Origin of the sequence: Hoylesella oralis ATCC 33269 (assembly GCF_000185145.2) — a bacterium.
Taxonomy (GTDB): Bacteria; Bacteroidota; Bacteroidia; order Bacteroidales; family Bacteroidaceae; genus Prevotella; species Prevotella phocaeensis.
The window spans coordinates 105,411-131,848 of the sequence record NZ_GL833116.1; the positions used below are offsets into that span (position 1 = coordinate 105,411).

Below are 26,438 nucleotides of genomic sequence, written 5' to 3' on the forward strand. Positions count from 1 at the left end.
ATGTTTTTCCTGTCATTTGTTAATGTCTTTATAATTTGCTGTCAATCATTGTTATATGGTTATCTCAGAGATGACGGCATGACGGCATCGTTCTGTCAGAACTAATATTGCAGGCCTTATTATGATAAGGTAGTCTTTCGTACAACAGCAGTATATGTTCTTTTTCGCTATGCTCTATTATGGATAGATGATAGGTATACGGCTGTTAGAAAATAGGTGTAAGAAAGGAAAAAATTGTTTTTCTTACACCTGATATAAGTTAATAAAAGACAAATACTTTATTTTAAAGTTTTTTTCTTTTATTTCATTTTCAACGAAAATATTACAAACTCACGTTCACGCCCGCCATGAAAGTGGTCTTAGGCATGGGATATCCGTGGTTTATCTCGTAGCGTTGGGCCAGCAGATTCTCGCCTTTGAGCCATACATCTACATGCTTTTGCAGTTGATAAGTGGCCGTCAGGTTCCACAAAACGAAGCTCTCGCGCACCTCGCTCGGCGCCAATTGCGTAAACAATCCGGCAACGTATTGCACGCCGGTGTCTATCTTCCATCGGTGTCCGGTATATTTTGCGCCGCCGAAGAGCTTGTGTTCGGGTGCCGCAATGAGGTGATTGGCCATGTGGAGGGCGCTGTAGTTGGCCGTGAAATGCCATGCCGCCGAGGGCCGATAGCTGATATCGGCTTCCAGTCCGCGGTTGCTGATGCGCCCGGTGTTGATGTTTTGTGGTCCGCTCGGCCCCATAACGGTTTGAATGATGTTACTTCCACGAAGCACGAATAGGTTGAGCCCGTACGACAGATTGCTCTCGGGCAACCGTTGTCGGTAGCTTATTTCGTAATTCATCGCCCGTTCCGTTTGCAGTTCGGCATTGGCCGGTCGCCACATGTAAAGCTCTCTAAGCGTGGGATTGCGGTAACCTTTGCTCACTATGGCCTTGATCTCGGTGCCGTGGGGCAGATGTATGGCCACGCCACCCTGCGGAATGAACTCCGTTCCCACATGCTCCAAATGGTCTATGCGCAGACCTGCATCGAGCGTGAGCCATGCCCATAGCGGCTGTCGCAAGTCGATGTAGCCGGCGAAATCGTTCTGTGTACGGTCGACGATGGGCGTGCCGTCGGCTCCGGTAGCTATGTTTTGGTTCCACGCTTTGCCCCCGTAACGCCGATAATCGCCCCCGATGGTGAGCCAATTGCCGGCAAAGAGAGACGTAGTTTGATAAATCGAGAGGCCCATCATAAGGTCGTTAGAGCGGAAATATTGCGTTCTGGGCGCGGCAGAAGGTGCATGTCCGTCGTTTATCTTGTGCCTCCCGAAGTTATAGTACAGGCTCACGGCGCCCGAAGTGACGGCATAACGGTTCTCCACATGGGCCGACAAAGCCCCGCGGGTTATCCATTGGCGGGCATCGAGCAGGGGAGACTGCACGGCTCCTGCGTACGAAGCGTTGAAATGAGTGATGTTGGCGTCGGCCGTGGCCTGCCAGTGCGCGGCAAGTCGATAGCCCAGTTTAAGGTAGCCGCCATACTGCTCGAAACCCATGTGCGGGCGGTGCCCGTCGGTTCGGTCGTAGCGCAAAGCGAGTGCTGAGGCAAACCTACCCGCACGGATGCGATTGCTCAACCCGCTTTGCAGTGTGCCGTAAGAGCCCGCACCTATATTTATTTCGGTGCTCATGCCGTCGGTTGGCATCTTTCGGGTAATGATGTTCATCACTCCACCCATAGCATTAGAGCCGTAAAGCACGGATGCCGGCCCGCGCAACACTTCCACGCGTTCGGCCAACATGGTTTGGTAAGCGTCGGCAATGGCATGCCCGAAGAGGCCCATATACTGCGGCTGACCGTCGATAAGCACCAAGAAACGCCCCTGACTGCTACTCATACCGCGCACAGATATGCCTCCTGCTGCGCCATCGCTCACACCATAACCCATGATGCCACGCGAGGTAACGAAAAGACCGGGCACCTCTTCCGACAGCGTGGGCAGCATCGACGGACGATAAGCGGCCGTTAGCGCGACTCTATCCACCACACTCACCGTTGTCGGCAGATGGCGGATACTTACAGCGTTGCGCGTGCCTGTTACTACTACATTGTCGAGTTGGTGGCTCAAGGTATCGTTTTGTGCGAGCACGGCAGCAGGTATCAGCACCGTTGCCGCGAGGATGTGGCGCAGGTTCATCGCTTGTCTATGTCGATAATGCGGTAGTTCTTGGTACCCAGTCCGATGTGTTCGCCCCAGTCGATAGTGTGGGTTCCGTGGCGTGAGTCGATGCGTTCTACGAGCGGTTTGTTATCGTTATCGGGCGTAGCAACCATCTTATTCACGATATCTACGCATGCCTGATCGAGCGCTACGGGATCGGTAGAGGCCAGAATGCCGTAGTCTTTCAGTTTCACAGGTTCGGGATGTGCCACGCAGTCGCAGTCTACGCTCATGTTCATCATTACGTTGATGTAGATAATGTTCTTGCCCTTGTCGAAATAGTCGCTCACTGCTTGTGCGGCGGCAGCCATGCTTTCGAGGAATACGTCCTGCTCGGCGATGTTCTGCCACAGCCCTTCAGGCGTCTCGATTTTACCACCCGAGTGAATATAAGCCTTGCCATTGGGCGATGCAACGCCTATGCTTTGGTTCTTGATTGCACCACCGAAGCCTCCCATGGGGTGCCCCTTGAAGTGCGCAAGGTTTATCATAAAATCGTAATTGGCAAGGTGCGCCCCCACAATGTCGTACTTGATGTGCGAACTGTCGCGCACCGGAATACGCATATCTCCGCCGTCATCGAGCAGATCAACCTTGAACAATTTGTCGAAACCGTGGTTATGAATTACCTTACGGTGGCTCTCCGGCGTGTTCCGGTCGCCCGGGTATGCGGTACAGCACTCAACGATAGTGCCATGCACTTTATCTACCAGTTGCTGTATGAGTTCCGGTTTCAGATAGTTGGGATTGGTTCCTTCGCCCGTACTTATTTTGACTGCCACGCGTCCATGGGCTTTTACGCCCAGTGCGTCGTAGATTTTAACGAGCGATTTCGGTGTGATTTCGCGCGTCATGTAGACTTTTGATTGTGCGAAGGCGCATGCACCGATGGCAATAGCCCACGCCATAAACAGTATTCTTTTCATTTTCTGTTGGTTTTAATTAATAATTCTACAGATGCAAAAATAGGTAAAAACGGCTGCAATCCATCACCATTTTTACCTATTTAATTATACATATTACGGTTTATGCACCATATCTTCGGTCCCTATCTCCATAAACCGCCACTGATGTTTGCGCATGTCGGCACAGCCGTTAGGTTTGAATGTCACGCCTTCTGCCTCGAGTAAAAGCCGCTGTTCGGCCCAATGCGGGGCACAACGCCCACTGCTGTTGACCACACGGTGGCAGGGCAAGTGTTGCGAGTAGGGCGCCTGATGTAGCACATGGCCCGCCAAACGGGCGTTCTGCGGACGACCTACGAGCATCGCAATCTGTCCGTAAGTAATTAGTTTGCCGCGCGGAACGGCCGCCACCACGCTGTAAACGTCCTGTCGAAAGGTCTCGAGATCGAGTTTCATACGTTATCCAACGATCCACTTGCTACCGGGCAAATACGACAGCAGTTTAATAGTAAGCATACTGCACAGGTATGTAAGCACGGCAATTACGGGGATGGCCGCATATACAGGGATGATCGGGCGCGCCGGATTGCCGTTTACAAACACGGCGGCAATAGGGGCAAGGAACATCAGGTGCACGAGATACATGCCGTAAGTGAGCTTCGAAATGCCGGTGACGAGCCGCGGAGCGTGCTTACTTCTTATGCATGTGAAGAGTAGGAAGGCTCCGAAAGTGGCACAGAGCACGTTCGGCGTGCAGAATTCCCACGACCATTCCAGCATAGGAGTTTCGATAAGTCGCCCCGGAGTGCCCATTATCCAGAACGACCATGCCGTGAATGCAGCGCCAAGCACGAAGCATATTGTGCCTATGAGCAGGCGCTTGCGGCGTTCCCACTGCAGATGAACGCGAATATAGTGTGCCAATACCAAGTAACCTAAGTAGCCCGAGCAATACCAAAGCATAGAAAATTGGTTCCAAAAGCATTCGCCCCATAGCTCTTTACTGACGAATCGATGGAGCCACGGCACCAGTGTAGAGAAAGCGAATAGTGCGATGAAGATGCGTTCGTCTTTGGCCGAAGCGCGTTCGAGCCACGGAGAAACTACGGGAATGATGAGATAAAGACTGATTAGAGGATACATGAACCACAGATGGCCGGCCATAGAAGGAAAGTTGAACGGCAGTCGAGCAAGGTCGCTTATGGATTGTTCCCATGTCATACCGCCCCACAGCAGGGGCAAGAAGGTATAAGCAAGCATGAAAAACACCAGTGGCGGCAGTATCCGCATGAAACGGTGTCGGTAGAAGGCGGCCATGCTGACGCCTTGCCTCATGGGCACCAGCAGAAATGCAGATACTACCATGAATAGCGGAACGCACGTGCGAGCCACACCACCATCGTAGAATGCCGCCCAAAAGCGGTTAGCCTCGTTGGCCAACATAGATACGTTACCGGCCAATCCCGAGGCATCTGCCGCATAAAAGTTCTCGCTTGAGTGGACGAGCATTACCATGAAACAGGCTATCACCCGTATGTAATCCACAAATACAATTCTTTCTTTTTTTGTTTTCATCGGTTTAATTATGAATGTTGTATGTATGTTTATGCATAGTAATCATTTTCTTTCGATAGCAGGGATGATACTTCAAGCCAGACTCTTTGTATATTCTCATTCTCATAAATTCCCTGTAAATCGATGTCGTATTCATCGTTTTTCCTTTATGTTATTTTACTTTTTACTGATTAAAAACAGTGCAAACCAAGCGTAGTCAAGCCTGTTTGAAGTTTCCAAGGTGCCGTATATTTTCTACAAAGATATGGTGTAATATCGAAAAACACGAATAATACTACAATAATTTGCAGTGTACAGACGGCTGTAATTTAAGGTATTATGGTAAAAAGAGGAATGTTTTCCTTTGATATTCCGTTTTTTATACGTACCTTTGTGCGCCATTAAAATACGTTGTTTATTTTATATGTTAAGTTTATGACAGGCGGTTGCCGATTTTTGAAATATCGGCTTACAGTAATTATCTCACGGTTCGGATAATGAACATTACCTGTTTCTGAATCGCTAAAGACAAATCAAAATATGAAGAAATGCTACTATTGTAGAAACATGTTGCTCATACTGTGCTGTGCGGCAACCGTTTCGTTGTGGGCAAACCCCATTGATAAAGACGATGCAAAGCGCATTGCGGCGAAGTATCTTGCACATCCGAAGCTGCAGCAAAAGCGATATTTTACAAGAGGATCGGCAGGAAACGAGCCGCCGGCCTACTATCTGTTCAACAATGCCGATGGCAATGGCTTTGTTGTAGTGTCGGGCGAAGACCGATTGAATGAAGTTGTAGGCTACGGAGACCATGCCTCTGTAACCGGCAGAGAGATGCCCGAACAGCTGCAGGCACTGCTGTCGTCTTATACGCAGGTCGTGGATGCCGTGCGTAGCGGTAAGATACAACCTGCCAAACAGCAGCCTCTTGCCTATGCAAAGGTAGCACCATTGATACGAACCCGTTGGGGGCAACGCGGTCCGTATGCCCTTTATACACCGAAAGACGGCGGGAGTCATACACTTACAGGTTGTGTTGCAACGGCCATTGCGCAGGTTATGTATTATCATAATTGGCCTCTCAGGCGTCCTAAGTCGCATCCCGTTGTTAAACAGGAGTTGGCCCAACTGCAAGAAAACTATCTGTGGAGCGAGATGAAACGCACTTATTATCAGGCCGAAAACGATATGAGTGTTTCGGCTGTTGCTACATTAATGCGAGACATCGGGCACTATGTAGGCATGACGTATAGCCTATCCGGCAGCGGTGCTTATGTATCGAACGCCGCATATGCCGTTAGGGATAGTTTCGATTATTCTGTAAGCTATCTGCAAAAGAATACGCTTCCGGCGGGAGAATACAGGCAGTCTATCATGAATGAATTGGCTAAAGGTTACCCCGTTTTAGCATCCGGAGGAAGCCATGCATGGGTGTTTGACGGTTATGATGAGAATGGTTATCTGCATTGCAACTTCGGTTGGAACGGATATTATGATGGGTATTTCGACGTTAATACCATCAGTCTTGCCCAAGTGGGCGACGGTGGAAGCGACGGATTGTATTGGATTATGCAAGAAGCAATACTCATGCATCCCAATAATAGCATGCATGAACGCTTCGAACACACTTCGAACAAGTTGGCTTTATACGGCAACGGGCGGCTCTATTTCGATAGAACAACAGTAAAACGTAATGAACATCTTACCGCTAACCTGCATAATGTGTGCGTTAAGGGATTGGCCGAACGCCAAACAAACCTATTTACCGGCAACGTGGGATTGGGCATTTATGACAGCAAGGGAAAACAGTTAAAGGTAATACCCAGCCCTAATGCCGATAGAGAGTTGACCGGCTATTCGCAATTGATAAGCATTTCGGATTGGGATATTGACCTGACTGAGCTGGATAACGGTGAGTATAATATTGTTCCGATGGGCAGAGAACTCCTGAAAAAGCCTGACGTTTATGTCGATTGGCAACCCATAGACGAGCGGTATGCGGTGAGGGTGGTACTCACGCAAGATGAGATCGTGGTCGGTGGAAATAACGGGCGGCCCGCTCTCAGCATGGTTAAACAACCCGAAGTGCTTACTCCTTTATACGAAAACATAAGTACATCGGGCTCTGTTATGCTGCATGTAAACAATCCGACTGCACTTGAAATTAGGGGTAAACTGCATGTTTGTTTCAAACGTATCGACAAATCGGAGACTTACACGGCCGTTATAGGGGGTAAAAACGTGGTGGCCGAGAAACTTGGAACCACCGAATGGCTCGTCTCTTTGCCCACTTCGTATATGAAAGATAATGCGTTTACTTCGCTTCCTGCAGGTAAATATTACCTTTCTTTCTATGTAGAATACCAAGATATACAGGGGCAGACACTCAATATTGATATAGAGAACGACCGGCAATTCCAGATAGAAGTGCTTTCGCAACCCACAAACAGCCTCGTCAGCATTAAACAATTGTATTATCGTATAGGTGAATCTGTAACGTTCAAACAAGTGTTCGACATCGATACTCCCGATGCCTTTAGCTTTGCCGTGGCTGCTGAAACAATTGCAAACGCAGGCTCTTCCGGTTACAACGGGAAGCTCTATTATCGGTTGCAAGACCTTGCAGACGGCTCATCCGTAGAGGCCGGCAGTGCAGATAACGTATGGTTCCCTTTGAATACAGGCAATGACATACCGAAAACCGTGGTTTATTTCGATCTTTCGAAGCTCAAAGAGGGGCATAATTACGAGGTTTATGTAGAGATAGAAGTAAACGGCAAGCGCATTGATGTGTGGAACAACCACAGCCGGCGCAGGCAGTTGTCTGTCGTAAAGCAGGGCGGTACCACGGCTATCGACGATATCACCGTGCCCAAGAAAGCAAAGACAATTGTTTATAACCTGCAAGGCATGCGTATCGACCAGCCCGTAGATCGTTTGCCCAAGGGCCTTTATATTATCGATGGCAAGAAGACTGTTATCCGTTGACATGCCGTATATGTTCGTTAGGGTGCCTATGTAATGCGTTTAGAAGGCCCCTCTGTCGCAGACAGGAATAAAAAATAATCTGTTAAGCAATCAAGAGTGAAAGGGATAGGATAGTTATCGGGAGCAAAAAAGTTAAGCCGTTAAGAAATTGAGCCCTTAGTTGTATAACTTGAGAATTATCAGCCTAACGCCTTTGCTCCCGATAATTTTACTCCTTAAAAACAATAAACAAAACAGTAAATGAGAAGATTTGTATTACTTGCGTTAACCGTTTTATTGGCGTCGGCGCTCCATGCACAGGCCCGATTGCCTAAGGTTACGTTGAAAAACACCGATGGCAAGAGCGTGCAGACAGACACTCTGTCTAACAATGGGCGGCCCGTTATCGTTTCTTTCTTTGCCACATGGTGCAAACCTTGCAACCGTGAATTGAACGCAATTCATGAGGTTTACGACGATTGGCAGCAGGAAACGGGCGTACGGCTCGTAGCTGTATCGATAGATCAGGCACAGAATGTGAACAAAGTAAAGCCCATGGTAGACGAATACGGGTGGACTTACGAGGTGTTGCTCGATACAAACGGCGACTTTAAACGATCGCTCGGCGTACAGATGATACCCTATGTGCTGGTGCTCGACGGTAAAGGCAACATCGTTTATAAGCACAACGGATACGCCGATGGGGCCGAAACGGAGTTGTTCGAAAAGGTAAAAGAGGCTGCCGGCCGGTAACTGTATTGCAGAATGAAGAGATGTTTATTCCTTTTTTCCGTGGCGATCGTTGTCGCTGCAGCGGCCTCAGCACAAGACGATAAAGACCGTATAAGGGTTTCGGGCAGTGTGCAGAGCGATGTTCTTCTGCCGCAGAACGACGAGAAAACGGGCGCGCGAAAGACCTCGGGCGACTTGCTTACCAATACTTATGCCGATGTCAATGCCACGAGCAAGTATGTAGATGCAGGCTTGAGGTTTCAGTATACGGAGCATCCGCTGCCCGGATATGAGAACGACTTCAAGGGTTGGGGCGTGCCATACTTCTATCTTAAAGGGCGTTACAAGACCGCCGAACTCACTTTGGGCAGCTTTTACGAGCAATTCGGCTCGGGGTTTATCCTTCGTACATATGAGGAACGAAGCCTCGGCATAGACAATTCGTTGCTCGGAGGTCGACTTCTATACCGCCCGTTCAAAGGGGTTAATCTTAAAATGCTTGCCGGTAAGCAGCGTCGTTACTGGTCTTATAACCGCGCACTCGTATCGGGTGCCGATGTTGAACTGAACTTAGACGAGTGGAGCAGTGCCCTCCGAGAGGGGCAAACCTATATTACCGTGGGCGCTTCTTATGTAAACAAGCACGAGCAGGACGAGGATATAATGGCAGATGCCACGCATCGTTTGCGCCTTCCGCACAATGTCAATGCCTTCGACATACGTGCCCGAGTGCAGCATGGCGGACTGAATATCCTCGCCGAATATGCCTTCAAAACCCAAGATCCGTCGTTCGATAACGGCTTTGTTTACCGTAACGGCTACGTTGCAATGCTCTCCGGTTCGTATTCCAAACGGGGTATGAGCTTGCTGTTGCAGGCAAAAAGGAGCGTCAACATGTCGTTCCGCAGCCGGCGCAGCATGTCGGGAACATCGTCGTTCATAAACCATTTGCCCGCTTTTACGCCCGAACATACCTATGCTTTGGCCGCTCTGTACCCATATGCCACGCGACCTGACGGCGAATGGGCTTATCAGTGTGCCCTCGGTTACAGGTTTCCGAAGCACACGGCCCTTGGGGGTAGCTACGGAACAGATGTGAAGTTGAACTTCTCGCATGTGCATTCGATCCGCCAAGACAACGTGGGCGGCAAGGGTACCGATGGCTACGGATCGGCTTTCTGGGGCTGGGGAGCAGACACATACTATCAAGACATCGACGTTCAGATGGAGAAACGGCTCACGAAGACCGTAAAGCTGAACCTGATGTACATGAACCAACGCTACAATAAAACGGCCGTAGAGGGCGAAGGAGGTATGGTTCGGTCGAACATATTCGTGGCCGACGTGAAGTATAGATTTGCTCCCAAGGCCACGCTCAGGGCCGAGGCACAGTACTTATCTACCAAAGACGACGACGGCGAATGGCTTTTCGGGCTGGTTGAAGTGTCGCTTGCACCCTGTTGGATGTTCACCCTGTCCGATATGTACAACAGCGGCAAAACCGATATTCATTATTACCAAGGCTTCGTTACCTATCTTCGAAGTGCCCATCGCCTGCAACTCGGCTACGGCAGAACGCGTGCCGGTTACAACTGTTCGGGCGGTGTGTGCCGTTACATTCCGGCAAGTAAGGGCGTAACAGTATCGTATAACTATAATTTCTGACGTGTGATGAAAAAGATATTCATGGCTATTGCCGGCATTGCGGCTATGCTGTCGGCCTGCGACAATGTAGACTCAAACGACCGACTTATATATGTTCCGCCTGCTGCAGTGGGCAGATGTGTGCTTATAGAGGACTTTACGGGGCAGAAATGTCTTAACTGTCCGCGTACTGCCGAGGTCATAGAGCAGCTGCAGAAGCAATACGGAGCCGACACGGTGATAGCCGTTGCCATACACGCGGGGCCGCTCAGTGTGGGCAAGAAGGCTGGGGCGACCGGACTACGCACGGCCACCGGCGACCTTTATTATAAGCACTGGAAGATAGACAGCCAGCCTTCGGGACTGGTAAACCGCAGGGGCAAGCCCTCTAACGATACCCGATGGCCGTCCTTGGTGTACCAAGAAATACAGCAAAAGGCCGCAGTGAGCATTAAATTAGCTGTAGAATACGATGCACAGACGCGCACTTCGCACATAAAAGCTACCGTGAATACGCTCGGTAAAAGTCTTTCGGGCAGGCTTCAATTGTGGGTGTTGGAAGACAATATCAAGGCTGCACAGCGCATGCCCGATGGGAATTATAACAACAGCTATGTGCACAACCATGTGTTCCGCGCGGCTGTAAACGGCGTGTGGGGCGATGATATCCGCATAGACAAGGATGCCTACGTGCAGAAGGAGTACATGTGTAAGCTCGAAGAAGGCTGGGATGCCGCCCGCGTATCTATTGTAGCGTTCGTGTACACCGACGACGAAGGGGTGTTGCAGGCAACGCGCAAGGCGGTTGTGAAGTAGTTCCGGCAGTTATGCGGTTAGGGAGTTGAGGGGCTGAGCCGACAGTTTTCGAGCTGTAAAGCTAATGGCTTAATGGTTTAACTCCATAACTTCTTAATAACATACCTGCCTGCTCAACTTCTTAATTCCTAATAACTTAACATCTATAAATATATAACTAATCAATAAAACAATAAATTTATGAAAAGAACATTTACGCTTTTTTATTCGTTGATGCTGGGGGCATCGGTCTTATTCGCACAAACCGACGGAACTTTCGAGTTCGTAGATGCTAACCGTAATGTGGTAAAAGACGGATCGACGGTTACGGTTAACAAAGTTGAAACCGGCCAATGGGGAGAAGAGATGATGAATTCGGGACTGTTCATACGTAACACTTCGAGTGCTGCGCAACGGGTTATCTTGTCTTGCGATGTGCTGGAAATTACGGAAGGCGAACTGGATGTGTGCTTTCCTTCGGAGTGCAAGCAATTGCAAAGCGTGGGTAATTATACCACAGAAGCTGCTTCTATAGAGCCTAATATGCCCAAAGGAACGTCTATCAGTACGGAGTTTTTTCCCGAAAATGGCGCACGTTGCACTGCAAAGCTGCAGCTGTTCACCGCTAAGGAGGAGAATGGAGAGTGGGTAAAGGACAAATCCGGACCTGCAGTTACACTTGTTTTCGACCGGAATGCCACCGGCATAGCCCACGTGGCCGAAGCAGAGAAGACCGTATCTTACAACGTGTACGATGCGCAGGGCTGCCTCGTAGGCAAGAACCTGTCCACGCTGAAGGGGCTTAGAAAGGGCACCTATGTTGTTCGGAAGGTAGGTGTAAACGGCATGGTAAGTACTTCTAAGCACGTTATACCTTAAATGTAAATACGCTACGCAATGAGCAAAAGATTTTTCTTGCACCTGTCTGCCATCCTTTTCTTGGCAGTATGGTGCATCGATATGTATGCCGCAGTTAATTCGCTTGCACCTACTGCGGGCAAAAGAGTGTTCGTAGAGCTCGGCTCGAAAGGTGCCGATGCACCGATATATGTAATAAACTATAGCGAAAGAAATGTAGAGAGTTTCGAGTACACGCTCGCTTTCGACGGTAGAGTGATGGCAACCGAGACTGTTACATTGCAGCAGCCGATCCTTCGTATGGACAGCAGAAAGATGATGATACCTATTCCTTCGCATGCTACATTGTCGGAAACGGAGCTGACTTTTACCATTACAAAGGTGAACGGGCAGCCTAACGAGGCCGGTACCAATTATACGAACATACCGCGAATAACCGTTACGAAGGCTGCAAAACGCCGTGTTGTGGTCGAAGAATATACCGGAATGTGGTGCGGTTATTGCCCTAAAGGCATTGTAGTTATAGAACATTTGGCTAAAACATATCCCGATGATTTCATCGGTATTGCCGTTCATGGAGGAAGAAGTTATGAACCTTTGCTCTGTAGAGCTTATATTAAGACTGCTAATAAGGAGGCCAAAGGCTATCCAACGATACGTATGAACCGGAAAAAGGGCATATATGATTATAAAGGAGATAACGATTTGGCGGACGAAAAGAACTATGGAACAGAGGCAGATGTAGATGTGTCGGCCGTATGGGATGCAAAGAAGAACGATATCTCGGTAACCTGTATGACAACTTTTAGGATCAATAAGCCGGAAGCTCCCTATGCTATCGCTTTCGTACTTACCGAAGACGGTATGAAGAATGCCTCTTGGGCACAGGCAAACTATATTTCCGGTAACCGTAGCTATGCGGGTATTTCGGAGGAATTAGATTGGTTTGTCAACGCTCCATCTTATATTTATGGGCTCGAAAATAACCATGTAGCCATCACGGCAGCAGGTGTCGATAAGGGTATAGAGGGCTCTATAACGGCTCCGATCGAGGCAGATAAGCCACAAACATATCGCCATGTGTTCTCTAATATAGCACAGTATCGGGTGGTACAAGATAAGAGTAAGATGCACGTGTGCGCCCTTTTGATCAATACGAAGAACGGTGAAATCGTGAATGCTGCCAAGTGCAGCATCGCCGAGGGGCCCGTTACGGGCATAGAGAACGTGCAGACAAACCGGACGAACGCCGTGGAGGCGGCTCGTTATACCATAGACGGCAGACGGATTTCTGCCCCCGTAAAGGGCATAAACATCGTGAAATACAGCGATGGACGCACGGTAAAGACGGTCGTAAAGTAAGGATTTAGGCCGATAGGTGAGGAGTTAAGGAGTTAAGCTGTTAAACCAAATAGTTGCCAAGTTGCGGAACTAATGGTTTAACAGCTTAACTCCTTCATTTTTTAATGCTTTTATCAAGGGCGATAAATGTATTGTCTGTCGGATTTACATATGCCGTGTAAGGTTCACAGAACTAATGTCTGTGTCCGATAGATACATCCTCTACGTCCGTCGGTCGGTGTAGTCGTGTGGCGTACTACCTCCATCTTGTGACGCCGGCAGGGGGATATGCGGTGCAAAATCATTATTTGTGAGTATTGCGCAGGCAGTAAATAGTGGGTATCTTTGCACCCGTTAAAAAGATTGGAACAAAGCAACGGATAAGCGAGAAACAGTCATTGCTCATATCTTCTCTATAGGTTAGTGCTGAGCCCGACGTACAATAACTCCTTATGGTACCACAATTATTACCAATTTGTTAAGGCAATAATGGCGATATGATAAAGAATAAGGTTGTGCGCATGGGATTGTTGGCGCTAATGGTGCTTACTTTTTCTGTACTGAAAGCGCAGAATAAAGACTCTCTAAATATTAAGGAACCCCAATACATACAAGAGGTTGTCGTGCAAGGCAGCCAAGTTAACCGTATCAATTCTTCGGCATTCAACGCCGTGGCAGTAGATTTACGGCGGCTGCGGAATACAAATCTCGATATTGCACACGTGCTCGACCGCGTGTCGGGTGTAAAAGTACGCGAAGATGGCGGCTTGGGTTCGGCCGTAAACATTAATCTTAACGGTTTTACAGGCAAGCATGTAAGGCTGTTCATCGATGGTGTACCGATGCAAGGGGCATCGTCGAGCTTCGGTATCAATAACATTCCCTTGGGTTTGGCGCAGCGCATAGAGGTGTATAAAGGCGTTGTACCTGTGGAATTCGGGGGAGATGCCTTGGGTGGAGCTATCAACATCGTGACCGACAGGCGCGGCGGAACCTACGTAGACGCTTCTTATTCTTACGGTTCGTTCAACACCCATCGCACCAATTTGGCTTTCGGCAGCACGTTCAGGAACGGTCTGACGGTGAAAGTGAATGCTTATCAGAATTTTTCAGATAATGATTATAAGGTGAAGGTGAGGAATACCAACCTCGAAACCATGCAGGTTGACAGCGAGGAAAGGTGGTTCCGACGCTTTCACGACCGCTATCATAACGAGGCAGGCATACTGCAGATAGGCGTCGTAAATCGGTCTTGGACCGATAGGTTGATGCTCGGATTGGCTTACAGCCACGAATATGCGCAGATACAGAATGCCAATATCATGACCATCGTGTTCGGCGGAAAGCTGCGCAAGGCGCAGGGATGGGCGCCGAGCCTTATGTATGAAAAGCGTAACTTCTTTGTGCAGAACCTCGATCTGCGCCTCTCGGCACGTTACGATGCCGTGCTAACCAACAATATAGATACTCTCTCGCGCACCTATAACTGGGAGGGACGCTATGTGGCCAATGCCTATCAGGGCGAAGGACAGGCCACACTGGCCGAGTTCAGGGGCAACACGCTATCCTTGGTAGGTGCACTGAAATACCGTATCGGCAACAAGCATTTCTTTTCTCTCAACAACACGTTTACGGATTATCGCCGGCATACCACAAATAATGCTGCCAATGCCGTGCAACAGACGGCCGCCACGTTCATGCGACGCGTGAATGTGAAGGAGATATTCGGTGCGTCTTACAGGTTTATGCCTGCCGAACAATGGAACGTGACGGCCTTCTTGAAGTATTATAACTCGCATGTACGCGGGCCGGTAAATATAGGTTCGCGCCGTTACGAGGAGCAGCAGCGCTCCGTGAATGCCCTCGGATACGGCGTGGCCGGTACGTATTTTGTGAACAGAGACTGGCAATTAAAGCTGTCGTACGAGAAAACATTTCGCCTGCCTACCGATCGCGAGCTCTTCGGCGACGGCGATTATGAGCGGGGCGACAGCCGTCTGAGACCGGAGAAGAGCCACAACGTTAATCTGAACCTTGGCTATCAGCACACTTTCAGCGATGTAAGTACGCTGCAATTTGATGCGGCTTTCAACTATAGGAGGATAGAAGATTACATCATCCGTATCATCGGATCGACGGGAACCGCCATGAGCAGCAACCATGGAAAGGTGATCGGGCTGGGCATGGACTTATCTGTACGTTACGCTTATCGCGATGCACTGGCCGTAGGGGGGAACTTCAGCCTGCAAAGCATGCGCGACCGCGAGCGGTTCACGGCCATCGGATCGGCGTCGGTTACCTATAACAACCGCGTTCCCAACCTGCCCTATTCCTTCGCCAATGCCGATGTGTCGTACACGTTTAGAGATGTACTCGGAACAGGCAACCGTCTTACTTTCGGTTACGATATGCGTTACGTGCATCGTTTCTACCGTTCGTGGGAGGGATCCGGCGCTAAGCTCTACATACCCGAGCAGTTTTCGCACAACGCCAACGCCACCTATTCCGTTAAGCAGGGGCGTTACAACGTGTCGCTCGAGGTCAATAACTTTACCGACCGACTGCTCTACGACAATTACAGCCTGCAGAAACCCGGGCGGAGTTTCAGCATTAAGCTGCGTTATATGTTCTACAAGCTGAGATAGGGCGGCTGTGCGATGGCGGTAGAGTGGCCTCCTAACGGGCTTACAGCCTATACCTATGGGGGATAGAAGTACGTAACAAAAAGATAACAGTATCGAAAACATAGAATTTGATTATATAAATTAGAATTATGAATAGCAAGAATTTTAAACTCAACAGCCGACTGATCGGGGCTTTGTTTATCGCAGTGTCGGCAGTGTTTACGGCCTGTGGCAGCGACAACAGCGTAGACGGAGGCGACAACCCCGTAAACCCGACGCCCGATCCGTCGGCACCTGTCGAAGTCGGCAAAGGCCCCTATGTCATCGGAGTGAAGACAAGTGCGGGCGATGGTCGTGAGTATGTCATCCAAACAACGTCTATCTCGCGCGGCAATCTCAACCTGAAACAGAACATAAAAGAGCTTGAACAGAGCGATTATACATGGGTATTCCACAAAGACATTGCCGTGGGATTTGCCTACGGCTATGCTTCTGCCGGTTACGGATATGCCATGAAGCTCGTTTCGGAGCAAGAGAAATTGAAGGATTTAAGGGACTTTCGCATCGAACCCCGCTATACCAGTTACGGCTTCTTCAATAATCAACTCGTGACAATGGTAGGAGGTCAGACCGACAGCAACGGCAAACGTAACGATCTGGCCGTGTTTACGATCTTCGATATCTCGGAAAACGGCGTGGCTAAAGCGGCACAGAAAACGATTTACACCAAAGACATAACGGGCAACGGGCAGCAGATTACCTTCTCTGGAATAGCCGACAATGGCGACGGCACCTTCATGACAGCTGCCGTAGAGTCCGATTTCAAAGAAGTAGGTGTGGGAGACGGTTCGAGTATCGGTACGGTGAAATATCCCGACAGCGTGTGGGTGGCCAAGATGGACAAGAACATGAACGTGGTTAGGCTGTATGGCGACGACCGTTTGAGCTTTGCCGCAGGGCGCTGGCATGCACAGAATTTCAACGAAGTGTTCAAGACCGACGGCACCGACACCACCTATGTATTCTCGAGCGCCATAGACGCTACCACGACAAGGCATGCCGGAGCGTTGCGCATTGTGAAGAGTATAGACGGTTTCGACAAAGGCTATTACTGGGACATTCAGGCCGACTTCAACAATTACAAGTTCCGCCGAGTGTGGCATGTTACGGATGATGTTTTCCTTATAGAGTTTTACAACGACTACAACCCGGGCAACACTTCTGTGGCACACCAGTATGCACTTGCCGATATGAGCGAGAAGAAACTCACCAAGATAACCGGACTGCCGGCCAAAAACCTCATTAAATCGGGCGAACAAACGGCCGGTGCGCCTCTTTACGATGAGGGTGTGCTCTATTTGCCCATTACGGAATACGGCTCCGATTCCATTATCTATTCCATCGATCTGCATACGGGAACGGCCAAAAAAGGTATCACTCTTACCGGTGTGGGCGAGGTGCGCAACATGGGAAGACTAAGAGTAAGATAAACGATAAAGGCTAAAAAGGCTGATAAAGCAAATATATATAAAGTTAAATTCAAACAAATAACAAAACAATGAAAAAGATCAATTTCTTTAAATTCGCTGCTGTGGCGTTTGTCGCAGGCATGCTTAACGCGTCGTGCAACGATGGTAACGACGACAACAACGGCGGTACGACGCCCATAGAGCCCTCGCAGGTAAAGTTCATCGTTGCCTCGGGCGATCCACAGACTGACCTTAGCGGAGGCGTAGTGCTGAAGATGTTCAGCGATCTTTCTGCTGTCAAGACAGACCAAAGCGTGTATGCAGATACGCTCGCAGGGGCTTCTACCACCAAAGTACCCGACAGTTTCACGCAGATCACCTACAACCAAAGCACGGGTGTTTATACGGGTTACATCTATGCACGCGGCGCTTCGGCACAGGGAATAGGCGCAATGAAAGCGGGACTACGTTCTTATAAGGTTGTCGACGGCAAGCTCTCGCAGGTCGGGAACCCCGTATTGGTGAGCGCGTTCGGCAATACCGGCACATTCGGCAACTACTCTTATGCCGCACAGATCAGCCAGCCTTATGCCATGGTTGTAGATAATGCGGGCGCAGGAAAGAACGTTGAGCTCGCTTTGACGAAGTATGCCATCGACGAAGTGAACCCGAATATCGGCAATATAGTAGACCTCGGAAACAATCAGGTGGCCATCGTGCTCAATTACACCAACCGTGATTCGGCCGTAGTTGCCTTTGCCGATTACAATCTGAATATATCGAAAGTGGTTTATGATGGCCGTATATGTGCATCGGTAGGTGCGCAACGCAGCGTTCGTTATAGCCAGAGTGGGACTGATGATGAGGGTAATCTTTACGTATTCTGTGGTTCCGGCGTAAACGGAAAGACCGACAAAGTGGGCGCACTGCGCATTAAAAAGGGCGAAACCGAGTTCGATAAGGATTATAAGTTCGATATTTACGCCGCTTCCGACGGCTATCGGTTCCGCAAAGCATTCCACATCAGCGGCGATAAGTTCCTGCTTGAGTTCTACGTGGATAAGGCTTCGTATGGCAATATGAGTACTTCCGGCAAGCTCGCAGTGGTAGACATGAGCGACAAGAAGCTCACTTGGGTAACGGGATCCGAATATCTTGACGGCTCTAACACCAAGGCCTCTATCAGCTGGGGCGACGGTTTCGACGGCTATTACTATCTGCTTGTGTCGGGCGGAACCAGCATGAACGGCGGCGGAGGAAGGCCCGGAACGGGTGGAGGCAGGCCTCATGGCGTTGCTTCTCGGGCCGGAGAAACTGCCGTTACGCCTACTATATTCAAGATAGATGCTGCAACGGGCAAGGCTACGCCGTTTATGACGTTCAAGTCTTCCGACCTGCTGAAAGGCATATCTATTATTAAGAAGTAACGTATGATGATAAAATATTTCAAACACATGCTCATGGCTGCGACGGCAGCCATGAGCATGAACTTTATCGGAGCTGCCGCCCAGAGCAGCGAAGATGCCGTGCTGCAGAACATAATGACACGTTGCAGCATCCGTAAGTTCCAGCAGAAGCCCGTAGAAAAGGCGAAAGAAGAGAAACTTATGCGTGCTGCAATGGCGGCACCTTCATCGCGTAATCGTCAGCCGTGGCACTTCATCGTGCTCAATACCAAGGAAACTATTGCCCGATTTGCCGATGGCATGCGCCACAACGAGACTATCAAAGGCGCGCCGCTCGTAATCATAGCCTGCGCAGACACCATGCGTATGGCCGAAGGACAGGGGCGCGACTTCTGGATTCAGGACGTTTCGGCAGCCTCGGAGAACCTTCTTCTTGCTGCTCATGCTATGGGATTGGGAGCTGTGTGGACGAGTGTATATCCCGTAAGTGGCAAGATTGCCGGCGTTACACGGGCACTGCATCTGCCCGGAAACCTGATACCTTTAAACTGTATCCTTGTGGGTTATCCCGACGAACCGGCCGAGATAAAAGACAAATGGGATCCGGATAAGGTGACCTACGGGTTGCCCTAAACCCGATAGTTGGCAATGGCCATGCGGCGGTTGGGCTCCTCTTCGCTGCGCAGGCTTACGTGGAGCCACTGCCGACCGTAGCGGCTGTGTTCGAAAAGCAGCTGGTCGAACGGACAATGTTGCCTGATGAAACGGAAATAGGCACGGCCGGTGGAGCTGTCAGGCAGGCGTATGTCGGCCGCTTCGCCCCGCATGTGTTGCGAATTGCCCACGCCTCCGATCTTCATATTAAGCCTCGGAGAGCGGTATCCACTGTTGATGTGAATGGGACCGAAGTGCTTCCTGAGCGGCTCGAGTACCTCTTGACAGAGGCGTCGAAGTCGTTCTGTGCAGGCTGCATCGGGGGTGTTGTCGATATGGTAACGCTCGGCAGTGGCCGAAGACGTGAACTCTCGCAGCGAAAAGTGTTCGCTGAGCATTTGTAATTCGTTTTTCATAAGTCGTAATTATTAATTTGTTATCGATGGTAGAGACTGCGTGTAAGGGCTCGGCACCTACTTTCTTGCGGCTTGTTCGTACCGTTGTTGCCTCGACGCGCTGAGGTATTTCATGAATTTATTGCGCGTTTTGCGTTCGTTACGCAGTAGGTGTAGCCTTTTTCCATCACACCTTAATTGTTCATCTTTCTTCCTTCATCCCGTTGCTTACGAAACGTTTGAGCGGATGACGGTCGCCCTGTGTGCCGATCATTCGGCCCAGTCGGGTGATGAGCGAGGTGTTGTAGGCATCCTTACGCATATGGATATTGTTGATTACCGCGTAGGCATTCTTGGGCGGAACGATATGCAGACGGGTGCAAAGTTGCTCGGTAAATTGGCCGAAAAGCACCCTTCGGCCGAAGATATTGAGCAGATAACCGCGTGCCCACATCGTGTGTGTCAGTTCTACAAGGTCGCATACGGGTGCCGTCCACGTAATGTTGTCTTCCTTGCGCGTGCGGCATAGCAGTTCAAAGTCGTCTCTGATCGCCTCCAACACCGTATCGGTGTCGGGCAGTGTCGTCATGGTTGTTTGTCGTGTCATAGCTGTAAAATGTTTAAGTTATACCTGAAAACGAGTTTCAGTCGATAGTCTTTTTATTATTTCAGCGGCAAAGATAAAACACATTTTGGAAGGAGTATTTCCACAAGGAATGGTGTTTTGTTAAACAATGTTGTAAATGTAGGGATGAGGAGTGATTAGTGAAGAGCGAATATTGGTGCCGTTTTGAGTACATATTTTGAGGTTGTGGGGATGAGGAGCGATTAGTGAAGAGCGAATAGTGGCGATATATTAAATACATATTCTAATAAAAGAGAGGAGGCACTAAGCCGTTTGTAATTCAACAGATGTACCGGTTAAGCGGGATAGGCGGGCAGTCTATGGCAAACAGACTGCATGCCTATGTGGAACGGGCGGGCGCTCTATCTCGAACAGTTGTTCGCTCCCGTTGCAACGGGCAGAGGCTGTGTGCGCTTTTTCCCTACTTTTAGGTATTGCAAGGGCAGGCAAATATGTCTATTTTTGCAAACAGACAACAGCCGCAGGCTTATGCAAATGCAGAAAGACTTTACACGGAAACAGATACTACACAGTGCGGAGAAGCTCTTCGTACAGAAGGGGTTTCGCAGTACTTCCATGCGCGAAATTGCGATGGATGCCGGTGTGGGACTGAGCAATATATACAATTATTTCGAGAACAAAGACCGCATTTTCCGCACGCTGCTCATGCCTTTGACCGACGAATTAGACCGAATGCTGGTTGAACACCACGATCCGAAAAGCGTAGAGCGGCTGGTGCCCGAGCTTAATAGCATGGGTGAGCGGTTCATTACCGACATGGTGAGCGAGTATCTGCACGTGGTTACGCGCTACAGGCGCCAGTTGCAGCTGCTGTTCTTCAAGGCTCAAGGATCGTCGTTGGAGAATTTCATCGACGATTTTTCCAAGCGTTGTGTGGAACAGATACAAGTTTTCATGCAGCAGATACGTAGAAACAGCGCCGGCAGCGGTACCGCAGTGGCCGACTTCACCATACGCCTGCACACGGTATGGATGCTTACGCTGTTCAAAGAAATGGCCAGACAGAACATGAGTCCGCACGACAGACGGCAGATATTTACAGATTACGTCACCTTCGAGTGTGTAGGATGGAGAGAGCGCATCAACCGATGAACGCTCTCTTTTTTTTGAAACATTTTGAAAAGTGTTCGTTTTTAATCCTGCTGTATAGGGGGCATGGATCGTGAAAAAGTAAAGAAGTAGAAAGATAAAGGAGCAGAAATAGGTTCTTAAAGGAAAAAAGGTAAAAGGATAGATGTGTAAAAGATAGATTTTAAATATAAAGTATATGGAAAAAGAAAACAAACAATCGAACCTGAAGAGGCTGCTCTCGTATGCCGGAAGGTTCAGGTATTTCACTTACGCCTCGTGGGTGTTGTCGGCTTTGAGTGCACTCGTGGCGTTGCTGCCCTTCGTATATATATGGATGATATTGCGCGAAGTCATCGCCGTGGCACCCCATTTCGGCCGTGCAGAGCATATCGTCGGCTACGGTTGGGCGGCGCTCTTCTTCGCCGTTCTGTCTATCCTTATATATATAGGTGCGTTGTTCTGCTCGCATTTTGCGGCGTTCCGTATCGCCTCCAACATACGTTCCGCGCTCATGCACCACATCGTTACGCTGCCCATAGGCTTCATGAACGGCATAGGGAGCGGCAAGCTACGCAAGATAGTCAACGAGTCGAGCGACGCTACAGAGACCTATCTGGCCCATCGTCTGCCCGACAATGCGGGCAGTATTGCCACTCCTATCGGTCTTCTGTGCCTGCTTGCGTACTTCGATTGGCGGCTGGGTATTCTCTGTATGGTGCCCGTCTTGCTGGCCTATGCCATCATGTATATCTTCATGACCGGTAAGGATTTGAAGGTAAAGATGAACGAATATCAGCAAGCGTTGGACGCTATGTCGAACGAAGCCGTGGAATATGTGCGCGGTATTCCCGTGGTGAAAACCTTCGGACAGACCGTTTTTTCGTTCAAACGTTTTAAGGATGCCATCGACAGATACGGGCAATGGGTGATCGGCTATACCCGTTCGCTACGCCTGCCTATGGTGGCTTACACCACTATCATCAACAGCATCTTCGCCATTCTGATAGCTGTAGCACTCTATACGGCAAGCAGTAAGGCCGACGGAGCGTTCCTTCTCAACCTTCTCTACTACGTAATAATAACGCCGGTCATCACGGTTGTGCTCACCAAAGTGATGTATATGAGCGAAGACAAGATCATTGTAGCCAATGCACTTAGCCGTATCGACAGCATTTTAAGTATCGCCCCGCTGCCCGAACCGGCCGTAACGCTTCCGCCGCGCGACAACTCTGTGGAGCTCAGCGGCGTAACATTTCGTTACAAAGATGCCCGAACAGATGCTTTGAGCGGTGTGTCGCTCAGCATCGGGGCGGGCGAACACATCGCTTTGGTAGGCCCTTCGGGAGGCGGAAAAACCACATTGGCCGGTCTTGTGGCACGCTTCTGGGACGCCACCGAGGGCACTGTAAGTATCGGAGGAACGGATGTTCGCAATATCAGAAAGGAAGACTTGATGCGACAGGTGTCGTTCGTGTTTCAAGACAGCCGGCTGCTTAAAGGCTCCATCCTCGACAACGTGCGCCTGTGCCGCCCCGAGGCAACCGAGCAAGAGGTGCGCCGTGTGCTTTCCGAAGCGCAGTGCGACGACATCATTGCCAAGCTCCCGAAAGGCATACACACGCTGATCGGTACCGACGGAACCTATCTCTCGGGCGGCGAACAGCAGCGCATAGCCATCGCAAGAGTAATGCTTCAGAACACTCCCATACTCATTCTCGACGAGGCAACGGCCTTTGCAGATCCCGATAACGAGGCGCGCGTGCAGGCTGCATTCAAGGTTTTGGCGGTGGGAAAAACCGTTATAACGATTGCGCACCGGCTGTCTGCCGTGACTACAGCCGACCGTATCTGCGTGTTGAAAGACGGTAAAATCTGCGAAGAGGGTACACACGACGAACTTAAAGCGCGCAGCGGAGGCCTGTATGCCGAGATGTGGCGCGAATACAACCAATCTGTAAACTGGAATATAGGAGGAAGAAAATGAATATCATCAAGACTTTACAACACAAATATGCACTCTCCGAGAGAGGTGCACGCGACATGGTAAAGGCGTGCATCAGCTGTACAGCGGCAGATTTAGTACTGATTATGCCGGTTGGTTTGCTGTATTTCATAGTGGCAGACCTGCTCCACGGCGGGCATATAAGCGGCGGACGTTCCGCTTGGTATGCCGTTCTAACGGCGGTATGCCTACTGTTTATCGCCCTTACAACGTACATTCAATACAACGCCACGTTCTTTGCAACCTACGTAGAGAGCGGTGTGCGGCGCATTACTATTGCCGAACGGCTGCGACGGCTGCCCCTTTCGTTCTTCGCAAAGAAAGACCTTGCCGATCTTACGAGCACCATCATGGCCGATTGCGCTACCTTGGAAACAGCCTCATCGCATTGGATTCCCGAGTTTATAGGTGCCATTCTTTCCGTTATTCCCGTAGGCATAGGCCTGTTCTTTTACGATTGGCGCATGGCTGCGGCAGCCCTCTGGGTGTTTCCGGTGAGCCTTGCAGTGGTATTGCTCTCCACCACTGTGCGCGACAGGCTGGGGCGCCGGCAGATGAAGGCCAAGATGGCATGTGCCGATGGCATACAGGAATGCCTCGAAACCGTGCGCGACTTGCACGCCAACAATGCCGAGACAATGTATCTTAAAGGCCTCGATACGAAAATAAAAGCCGTGGAACATCGTGCCATTGTGAGCGAACTGGGCATGGCAGTGTTCGTGGTCAGTGCCCAATTGATACTGAAGTTAGGCATCGCAACCGTGGTTCTTACGGGCGCCATGCTGCTGATGCAGGGACAGTTGAATGTACTCCTGTTTTTCATGTTCCTGCTGGTGGTGTCTCGACTTTACGATCCCTTGTCGGCCGCACTCATAAATCTTGCTGCCATCATCGGGCTGAGTGTGCAGAGCGAACGTATGAACGAAATCTTGGAACACCCCGTTCAAGGAGGCACAGACAGACTTACCAACCGCGGATATGATATCGTGTTCGACCACGTGGGCTTTGCTTACGACGCCTCGGAACCCGTGTTGACCGATGTTTCGTTCACTGCCCGTCAGGGCGAGGTAACAGCTCTGGTAGGCCCGTCGGGTGGGGGTAAGACCACCGTATCGCGACTTGCCGCCCGTTTTTGGGATGTGAGCAGCGGACGCATCACCGTGGGAGGCATGGATATCGCCACGGTTGATCCCGAAACATTGCTGTCGCTTTACTCCATTGTGTTCCAAGAAGTAACACTGTTTAATAACACTGTGATGGAAAACATACGCATCGGGCGCAAAGATGCCACCGATGAAGAGGTGCTGCATGCCGCACGTATGGCTCATTGCGATGCCTTTGCGGAGCGTTTGCCCGACGGTTGGAATACGTTGATAGGCGAAAACGGCTCCGAACTTTCGGGCGGAGAGCGGCAACGCATATCACTTGCACGCGCCTTTCTTAAGGATGCTCCCATCATTCTATTGGACGAAGCGACGGCTTCTCTCGATGTTGAAAACGAGACGATGATACAAGAATCGCTCTCAAGACTCATCGAAGATAAGACGGTGTTGGTGATTGCGCACCGCATGCGCACGGTGTCGGGTGCCGACAAGATAGTAACGCTGCGTGGCGGGAAGGCCTATGTGTAGCTCGTTGAGACGGCAGATGAGGCCTGCACACGTAGCACGTAATACAGATAAGAAATAAAAATAAATGTATGAAAGAAAAGATAAAATTCAGCGGCGTGGTGCAAGAAACGCTGCTCATCCCGCTCTATATGCGGGCTATAGAGAGTAAACGGAAGACAGACAACATACTGAAAGACGACTATGCCGAAGGGTTAGTCGACCGTATAGACTATAACTTCGCCAAACTGAAGAATGCAAAAATGAGCTATGTGGGCTGTGTTGTGCGCGGCAGATATTACGATGATGCCGTCCGAAGTTTCATCCTGTCGCACAAAAACCCCGTTGTTGTGAACGTTGGGTGCGGTCTCGACACGCGCTACCAGCGTATCGTGGAACACGACCGTGCCGTGTTTTACGAACTCGATCTGCCCGAAGTGATCGAACTGCGTAGGCACCTAATACCCGAACAGCAGGGCGATACCTACCTCGAAGGCTCGCTGCTCGACGACGATTGGATGGATGAATTGCGCACACGTCATCCCGACAGCGAGTTTCTTATTGTTGCCGAAGGCGTGTTGATGTACTTCTACGAACGGCAGGTAAAGAGGTTTGTTACGCGTATAGCCAAGCGGTTTGCCGGCGGAGAACTCTGTTTCGACGTCTGTGGTCCTATGATGACGAAGCACGGAATGCGCCCCGACTCGCTGCAGGACTCACCGGTAGAGATACGATCGGGCTTTGCCGACGGGCGCGAGATGGAAAAGTGGGCGCCCAATATTCGGCTGATAGAGCAGAAAAGCTATATGAGCATGTTCCGTAGCCGGTGGGGGCTCGTGGCCTACACCTTCGGTCTGTTTCCACGATTGTGCTTCCGTTTCAGCTCGATGCTGCGTTTCAGATTGTGATAGATTGGGGGAGTGCGGGCGGAAGATAGGGGGTATTCCATTGCAATACGAAAAGCGAATATTGTTTCGGAATACCTTGTCCGCAGATTTGTTACTGTTATTTCATCATGTTTTAAATGCTTGTATAGAATTGATAAACAGCATTCTACAGAAATAATGATGAATGGCGATAGGATTATGTTTTTTGTTTTCTTTTTCTTTTTTACCGAGTCGGTGTCGGTTGAAGATATCATCAGCGAACTCGCTTCGTGTTTTCTGAAGTGTTATCTTCTTTATGCGATGGCTATTTGCTCATTGAAGATGAGCAGCGAGTATGCTATTTTTGTGAATAATTTCTCCTTCCTTTCAATCATGACGGTTGGTTTGGCAGGTCTTTCGGTGGCTATCTCGGTCCTTCTGACGATATTTTTCCTCGGCATCGTTACCAATTGTGAGCCTTCATCGCAATAATGACTACGGTTATATTATTGTTTCGGGGTATTTTACAACCTATCTGTTGGAGATCGGTATGACTTCTATTTATGGAATAGGCATACTTTTGGCTACATTGTTAATGAGTTGACCGAAGCTACAAAGGTCCGTGCCATAATCGACAATTGTTTAAGTTATTTATTTTAGTAGCTATCTTCATAAACTTATATTATT

General features: G+C 49.7%; 21 protein-coding genes. 15 read left to right on the top strand and 6 right to left on the bottom strand.

All coding sequences use genetic code 11. The features are described 5' to 3' along the window. Window positions 1–322: 322 nt before the first annotated feature. The 4 genes from HMPREF0663_RS00440 to HMPREF0663_RS00455 form a co-directional block, all read right to left on the bottom strand. Window positions 323–2,188 carry a TonB-dependent receptor gene (locus tag HMPREF0663_RS00440; protein ID WP_004368030.1) on the bottom strand — a complete coding sequence of 622 codons (1,866 nt, stop codon included), beginning with the start codon at window positions 2,186–2,188 and terminating at the stop codon, window positions 323–325. Continuing rightward, the gene (locus HMPREF0663_RS00445) at window positions 2,185–3,138 is read right to left on the bottom strand and encodes a DUF362 domain-containing protein (RefSeq protein WP_004368031.1); all 954 of its coding nucleotides are present in this window, start codon (window positions 3,136–3,138) and stop codon (window positions 2,185–2,187) included. Before HMPREF0663_RS00445 ends, HMPREF0663_RS00440 begins: the two co-directional genes overlap by 4 nt. Window positions 3,139–3,231: 93 nt before the next feature. Then, window positions 3,232–3,573 carry an MGMT family protein gene (locus HMPREF0663_RS00450; protein WP_004368033.1) on the bottom strand — a complete coding sequence of 114 codons (342 nt, stop codon included), beginning with the start codon at window positions 3,571–3,573 and terminating at the stop codon, window positions 3,232–3,234. A gap of 3 nt (window positions 3,574–3,576) precedes the next feature. Beyond that, complete coding sequence (locus tag HMPREF0663_RS00455) at window positions 3,577–4,692, bottom strand: acyltransferase (protein ID WP_004368036.1); 1,116 nt, start codon at window positions 4,690–4,692, stop codon at window positions 3,577–3,579. Window positions 4,693–5,211: 519 nt separating this feature from the next. Between HMPREF0663_RS00455 and HMPREF0663_RS00460 the strand changes: the two genes are divergently transcribed. From HMPREF0663_RS00460 to HMPREF0663_RS00505, 10 genes are all read left to right on the top strand, one after another. Beyond that, window positions 5,212–7,662 carry a C10 family peptidase gene (locus HMPREF0663_RS00460; protein WP_023984375.1) on the top strand — a complete coding sequence of 817 codons (2,451 nt, stop codon included), beginning with the start codon at window positions 5,212–5,214 and terminating at the stop codon, window positions 7,660–7,662. A 240-nt stretch (window positions 7,663–7,902) separates the two neighbouring features. After that, a complete protein-coding gene (locus HMPREF0663_RS00465) occupies window positions 7,903–8,394 on the top strand; it encodes a TlpA family protein disulfide reductase (protein ID WP_004368043.1) in 492 nt (163 codons plus the stop codon). Window positions 8,395–8,406: 12 nt separating this feature from the next. After that, window positions 8,407–10,038 (top strand): DUF6029 family protein, encoded by a 1,632-nt coding sequence (locus HMPREF0663_RS00470; protein ID WP_004368044.1) that lies wholly within the window; start codon window positions 8,407–8,409, stop codon window positions 10,036–10,038. Window positions 10,039–10,044: 6 nt separating this feature from the next. Continuing rightward, window positions 10,045–10,833 carry an Omp28 family outer membrane lipoprotein gene (locus tag HMPREF0663_RS00475; RefSeq protein WP_004368046.1) on the top strand — a complete coding sequence of 263 codons (789 nt, stop codon included), beginning with the start codon at window positions 10,045–10,047 and terminating at the stop codon, window positions 10,831–10,833. A 180-nt stretch (window positions 10,834–11,013) separates the two neighbouring features. Next, entirely contained in the window at window positions 11,014–11,691 is a 678-nt protein-coding gene (locus tag HMPREF0663_RS00480; protein WP_004368048.1) for a hypothetical protein, read from the top strand. A gap of 18 nt (window positions 11,692–11,709) precedes the next feature. Next, the gene (locus tag HMPREF0663_RS00485) at window positions 11,710–13,032 is read left to right on the top strand and encodes a thioredoxin domain-containing protein (RefSeq protein WP_004368050.1); all 1,323 of its coding nucleotides are present in this window, start codon (window positions 11,710–11,712) and stop codon (window positions 13,030–13,032) included. A 476-nt stretch (window positions 13,033–13,508) separates the two neighbouring features. Then, a complete protein-coding gene (locus HMPREF0663_RS00490; RefSeq protein ID WP_004368051.1) occupies window positions 13,509–15,656 on the top strand; it encodes a TonB-dependent receptor plug domain-containing protein in 2,148 nt (715 codons plus the stop codon). 128 nt (window positions 15,657–15,784) lie between these two features. Further along, window positions 15,785–17,125: a DUF4374 domain-containing protein gene (locus HMPREF0663_RS00495; protein WP_004368053.1), complete on the top strand. Its 1,341-nt coding sequence runs from the start codon at window positions 15,785–15,787 to the stop codon at window positions 17,123–17,125. A 68-nt stretch (window positions 17,126–17,193) separates the two neighbouring features. After that, window positions 17,194–18,531, top strand: coding sequence for a DUF4374 domain-containing protein (locus HMPREF0663_RS00500; protein ID WP_004368054.1), 1,338 nt, complete (start codon window positions 17,194–17,196; stop codon window positions 18,529–18,531). A gap of 3 nt (window positions 18,532–18,534) precedes the next feature. Continuing rightward, window positions 18,535–19,143, top strand: a complete 609-nt coding sequence (locus HMPREF0663_RS00505; RefSeq protein ID WP_004368055.1) for a nitroreductase family protein — start codon at window positions 18,535–18,537, stop codon at window positions 19,141–19,143. Here the strand turns inward: HMPREF0663_RS00505 and HMPREF0663_RS00510 are convergent. Both HMPREF0663_RS00510 and HMPREF0663_RS00515 read right to left on the bottom strand, forming a co-directional pair. Beyond that, complete coding sequence (locus HMPREF0663_RS00510; protein WP_016665632.1) at window positions 19,140–19,580, bottom strand: D-Ala-D-Ala carboxypeptidase family metallohydrolase; 441 nt, start codon at window positions 19,578–19,580, stop codon at window positions 19,140–19,142. The two genes, HMPREF0663_RS00505 and HMPREF0663_RS00510, sit on opposite strands and share 4 nt — an antisense overlap. 181 nt (window positions 19,581–19,761) lie before the next feature. Next, window positions 19,762–20,166, bottom strand: coding sequence for a hypothetical protein (locus HMPREF0663_RS00515; RefSeq protein ID WP_016665631.1), 405 nt, complete (start codon window positions 20,164–20,166; stop codon window positions 19,762–19,764). 360 nt (window positions 20,167–20,526) lie between these two features. Between HMPREF0663_RS00515 and HMPREF0663_RS00520 the strand changes: the two genes are divergently transcribed. The 5 genes from HMPREF0663_RS00520 (at window position 20,527) to HMPREF0663_RS00540 (ending at window position 26,243) form a co-directional block, all read left to right on the top strand. Continuing rightward, window positions 20,527–21,297, top strand: coding sequence for a TetR/AcrR family transcriptional regulator (locus HMPREF0663_RS00520; RefSeq protein WP_231375196.1), 771 nt, complete (start codon window positions 20,527–20,529; stop codon window positions 21,295–21,297). A 175-nt stretch (window positions 21,298–21,472) separates the two neighbouring features. Continuing rightward, entirely contained in the window at window positions 21,473–23,260 is a 1,788-nt protein-coding gene (locus tag HMPREF0663_RS00525) for an ABC transporter ATP-binding protein (RefSeq protein ID WP_004368059.1), read from the top strand. Beyond that, window positions 23,257–24,909: an ABC transporter ATP-binding protein gene (locus tag HMPREF0663_RS00530; protein WP_004368060.1), complete on the top strand. Its 1,653-nt coding sequence runs from the start codon at window positions 23,257–23,259 to the stop codon at window positions 24,907–24,909. Before HMPREF0663_RS00525 ends, HMPREF0663_RS00530 begins: the two co-directional genes overlap by 4 nt. 68 nt (window positions 24,910–24,977) lie before the next feature. Beyond that, window positions 24,978–25,793, top strand: a complete 816-nt coding sequence (locus tag HMPREF0663_RS00535; protein WP_004368061.1) for a class I SAM-dependent methyltransferase — start codon at window positions 24,978–24,980, stop codon at window positions 25,791–25,793. 156 nt (window positions 25,794–25,949) lie between these two features. After that, the gene (locus HMPREF0663_RS00540; RefSeq protein ID WP_004368062.1) at window positions 25,950–26,243 is read left to right on the top strand and encodes a hypothetical protein; all 294 of its coding nucleotides are present in this window, start codon (window positions 25,950–25,952) and stop codon (window positions 26,241–26,243) included. Window positions 26,244–26,438 lie beyond the last annotated feature (195 nt).

Bases quoted from the DNA above. Each gene is read 5' to 3' on its own strand.
- HMPREF0663_RS00440 (WP_004368030.1), bottom strand. From the start codon at position 2,188: ATGAACCTGCGCCACATCCTCGCGGCAACGGTGCTGATACCTGCTGCC.
- HMPREF0663_RS00445 (WP_004368031.1), bottom strand. From the start codon at position 3,138: ATGAAAAGAATACTGTTTATGGCGTGGGCTATTGCCATCGGTGCATGC.
- HMPREF0663_RS00450 (WP_004368033.1), bottom strand. From the start codon at position 3,573: ATGAAACTCGATCTCGAGACCTTTCGACAGGACGTTTACAGCGTGGTG.
- HMPREF0663_RS00455 (WP_004368036.1), bottom strand. From the start codon at position 4,692: ATGAAAACAAAAAAAGAAAGAATTGTATTTGTGGATTACATACGGGTG.
- HMPREF0663_RS00460 (WP_023984375.1), top strand. From the start codon at position 5,212: ATGAAGAAATGCTACTATTGTAGAAACATGTTGCTCATACTGTGCTGT.
- HMPREF0663_RS00465 (WP_004368043.1), top strand. From the start codon at position 7,903: ATGAGAAGATTTGTATTACTTGCGTTAACCGTTTTATTGGCGTCGGCG.
- HMPREF0663_RS00470 (WP_004368044.1), top strand. From the start codon at position 8,407: ATGAAGAGATGTTTATTCCTTTTTTCCGTGGCGATCGTTGTCGCTGCA.
- HMPREF0663_RS00475 (WP_004368046.1), top strand. From the start codon at position 10,045: ATGAAAAAGATATTCATGGCTATTGCCGGCATTGCGGCTATGCTGTCG.
- HMPREF0663_RS00480 (WP_004368048.1), top strand. From the start codon at position 11,014: ATGAAAAGAACATTTACGCTTTTTTATTCGTTGATGCTGGGGGCATCG.
- HMPREF0663_RS00485 (WP_004368050.1), top strand. From the start codon at position 11,710: ATGAGCAAAAGATTTTTCTTGCACCTGTCTGCCATCCTTTTCTTGGCA.
- HMPREF0663_RS00490 (WP_004368051.1), top strand. From the start codon at position 13,509: ATGATAAAGAATAAGGTTGTGCGCATGGGATTGTTGGCGCTAATGGTG.
- HMPREF0663_RS00495 (WP_004368053.1), top strand. From the start codon at position 15,785: ATGAATAGCAAGAATTTTAAACTCAACAGCCGACTGATCGGGGCTTTG.
- HMPREF0663_RS00500 (WP_004368054.1), top strand. From the start codon at position 17,194: ATGAAAAAGATCAATTTCTTTAAATTCGCTGCTGTGGCGTTTGTCGCA.
- HMPREF0663_RS00505 (WP_004368055.1), top strand. From the start codon at position 18,535: ATGATGATAAAATATTTCAAACACATGCTCATGGCTGCGACGGCAGCC.
- HMPREF0663_RS00510 (WP_016665632.1), bottom strand. From the start codon at position 19,580: ATGAAAAACGAATTACAAATGCTCAGCGAACACTTTTCGCTGCGAGAG.
- HMPREF0663_RS00515 (WP_016665631.1), bottom strand. From the start codon at position 20,166: ATGACACGACAAACAACCATGACGACACTGCCCGACACCGATACGGTG.
- HMPREF0663_RS00520 (WP_231375196.1), top strand. From the start codon at position 20,527: ATGTGGAACGGGCGGGCGCTCTATCTCGAACAGTTGTTCGCTCCCGTT.
- HMPREF0663_RS00525 (WP_004368059.1), top strand. From the start codon at position 21,473: ATGGAAAAAGAAAACAAACAATCGAACCTGAAGAGGCTGCTCTCGTAT.
- HMPREF0663_RS00530 (WP_004368060.1), top strand. From the start codon at position 23,257: ATGAATATCATCAAGACTTTACAACACAAATATGCACTCTCCGAGAGA.
- HMPREF0663_RS00535 (WP_004368061.1), top strand. From the start codon at position 24,978: ATGAAAGAAAAGATAAAATTCAGCGGCGTGGTGCAAGAAACGCTGCTC.
- HMPREF0663_RS00540 (WP_004368062.1), top strand. From the start codon at position 25,950: ATGATGAATGGCGATAGGATTATGTTTTTTGTTTTCTTTTTCTTTTTT.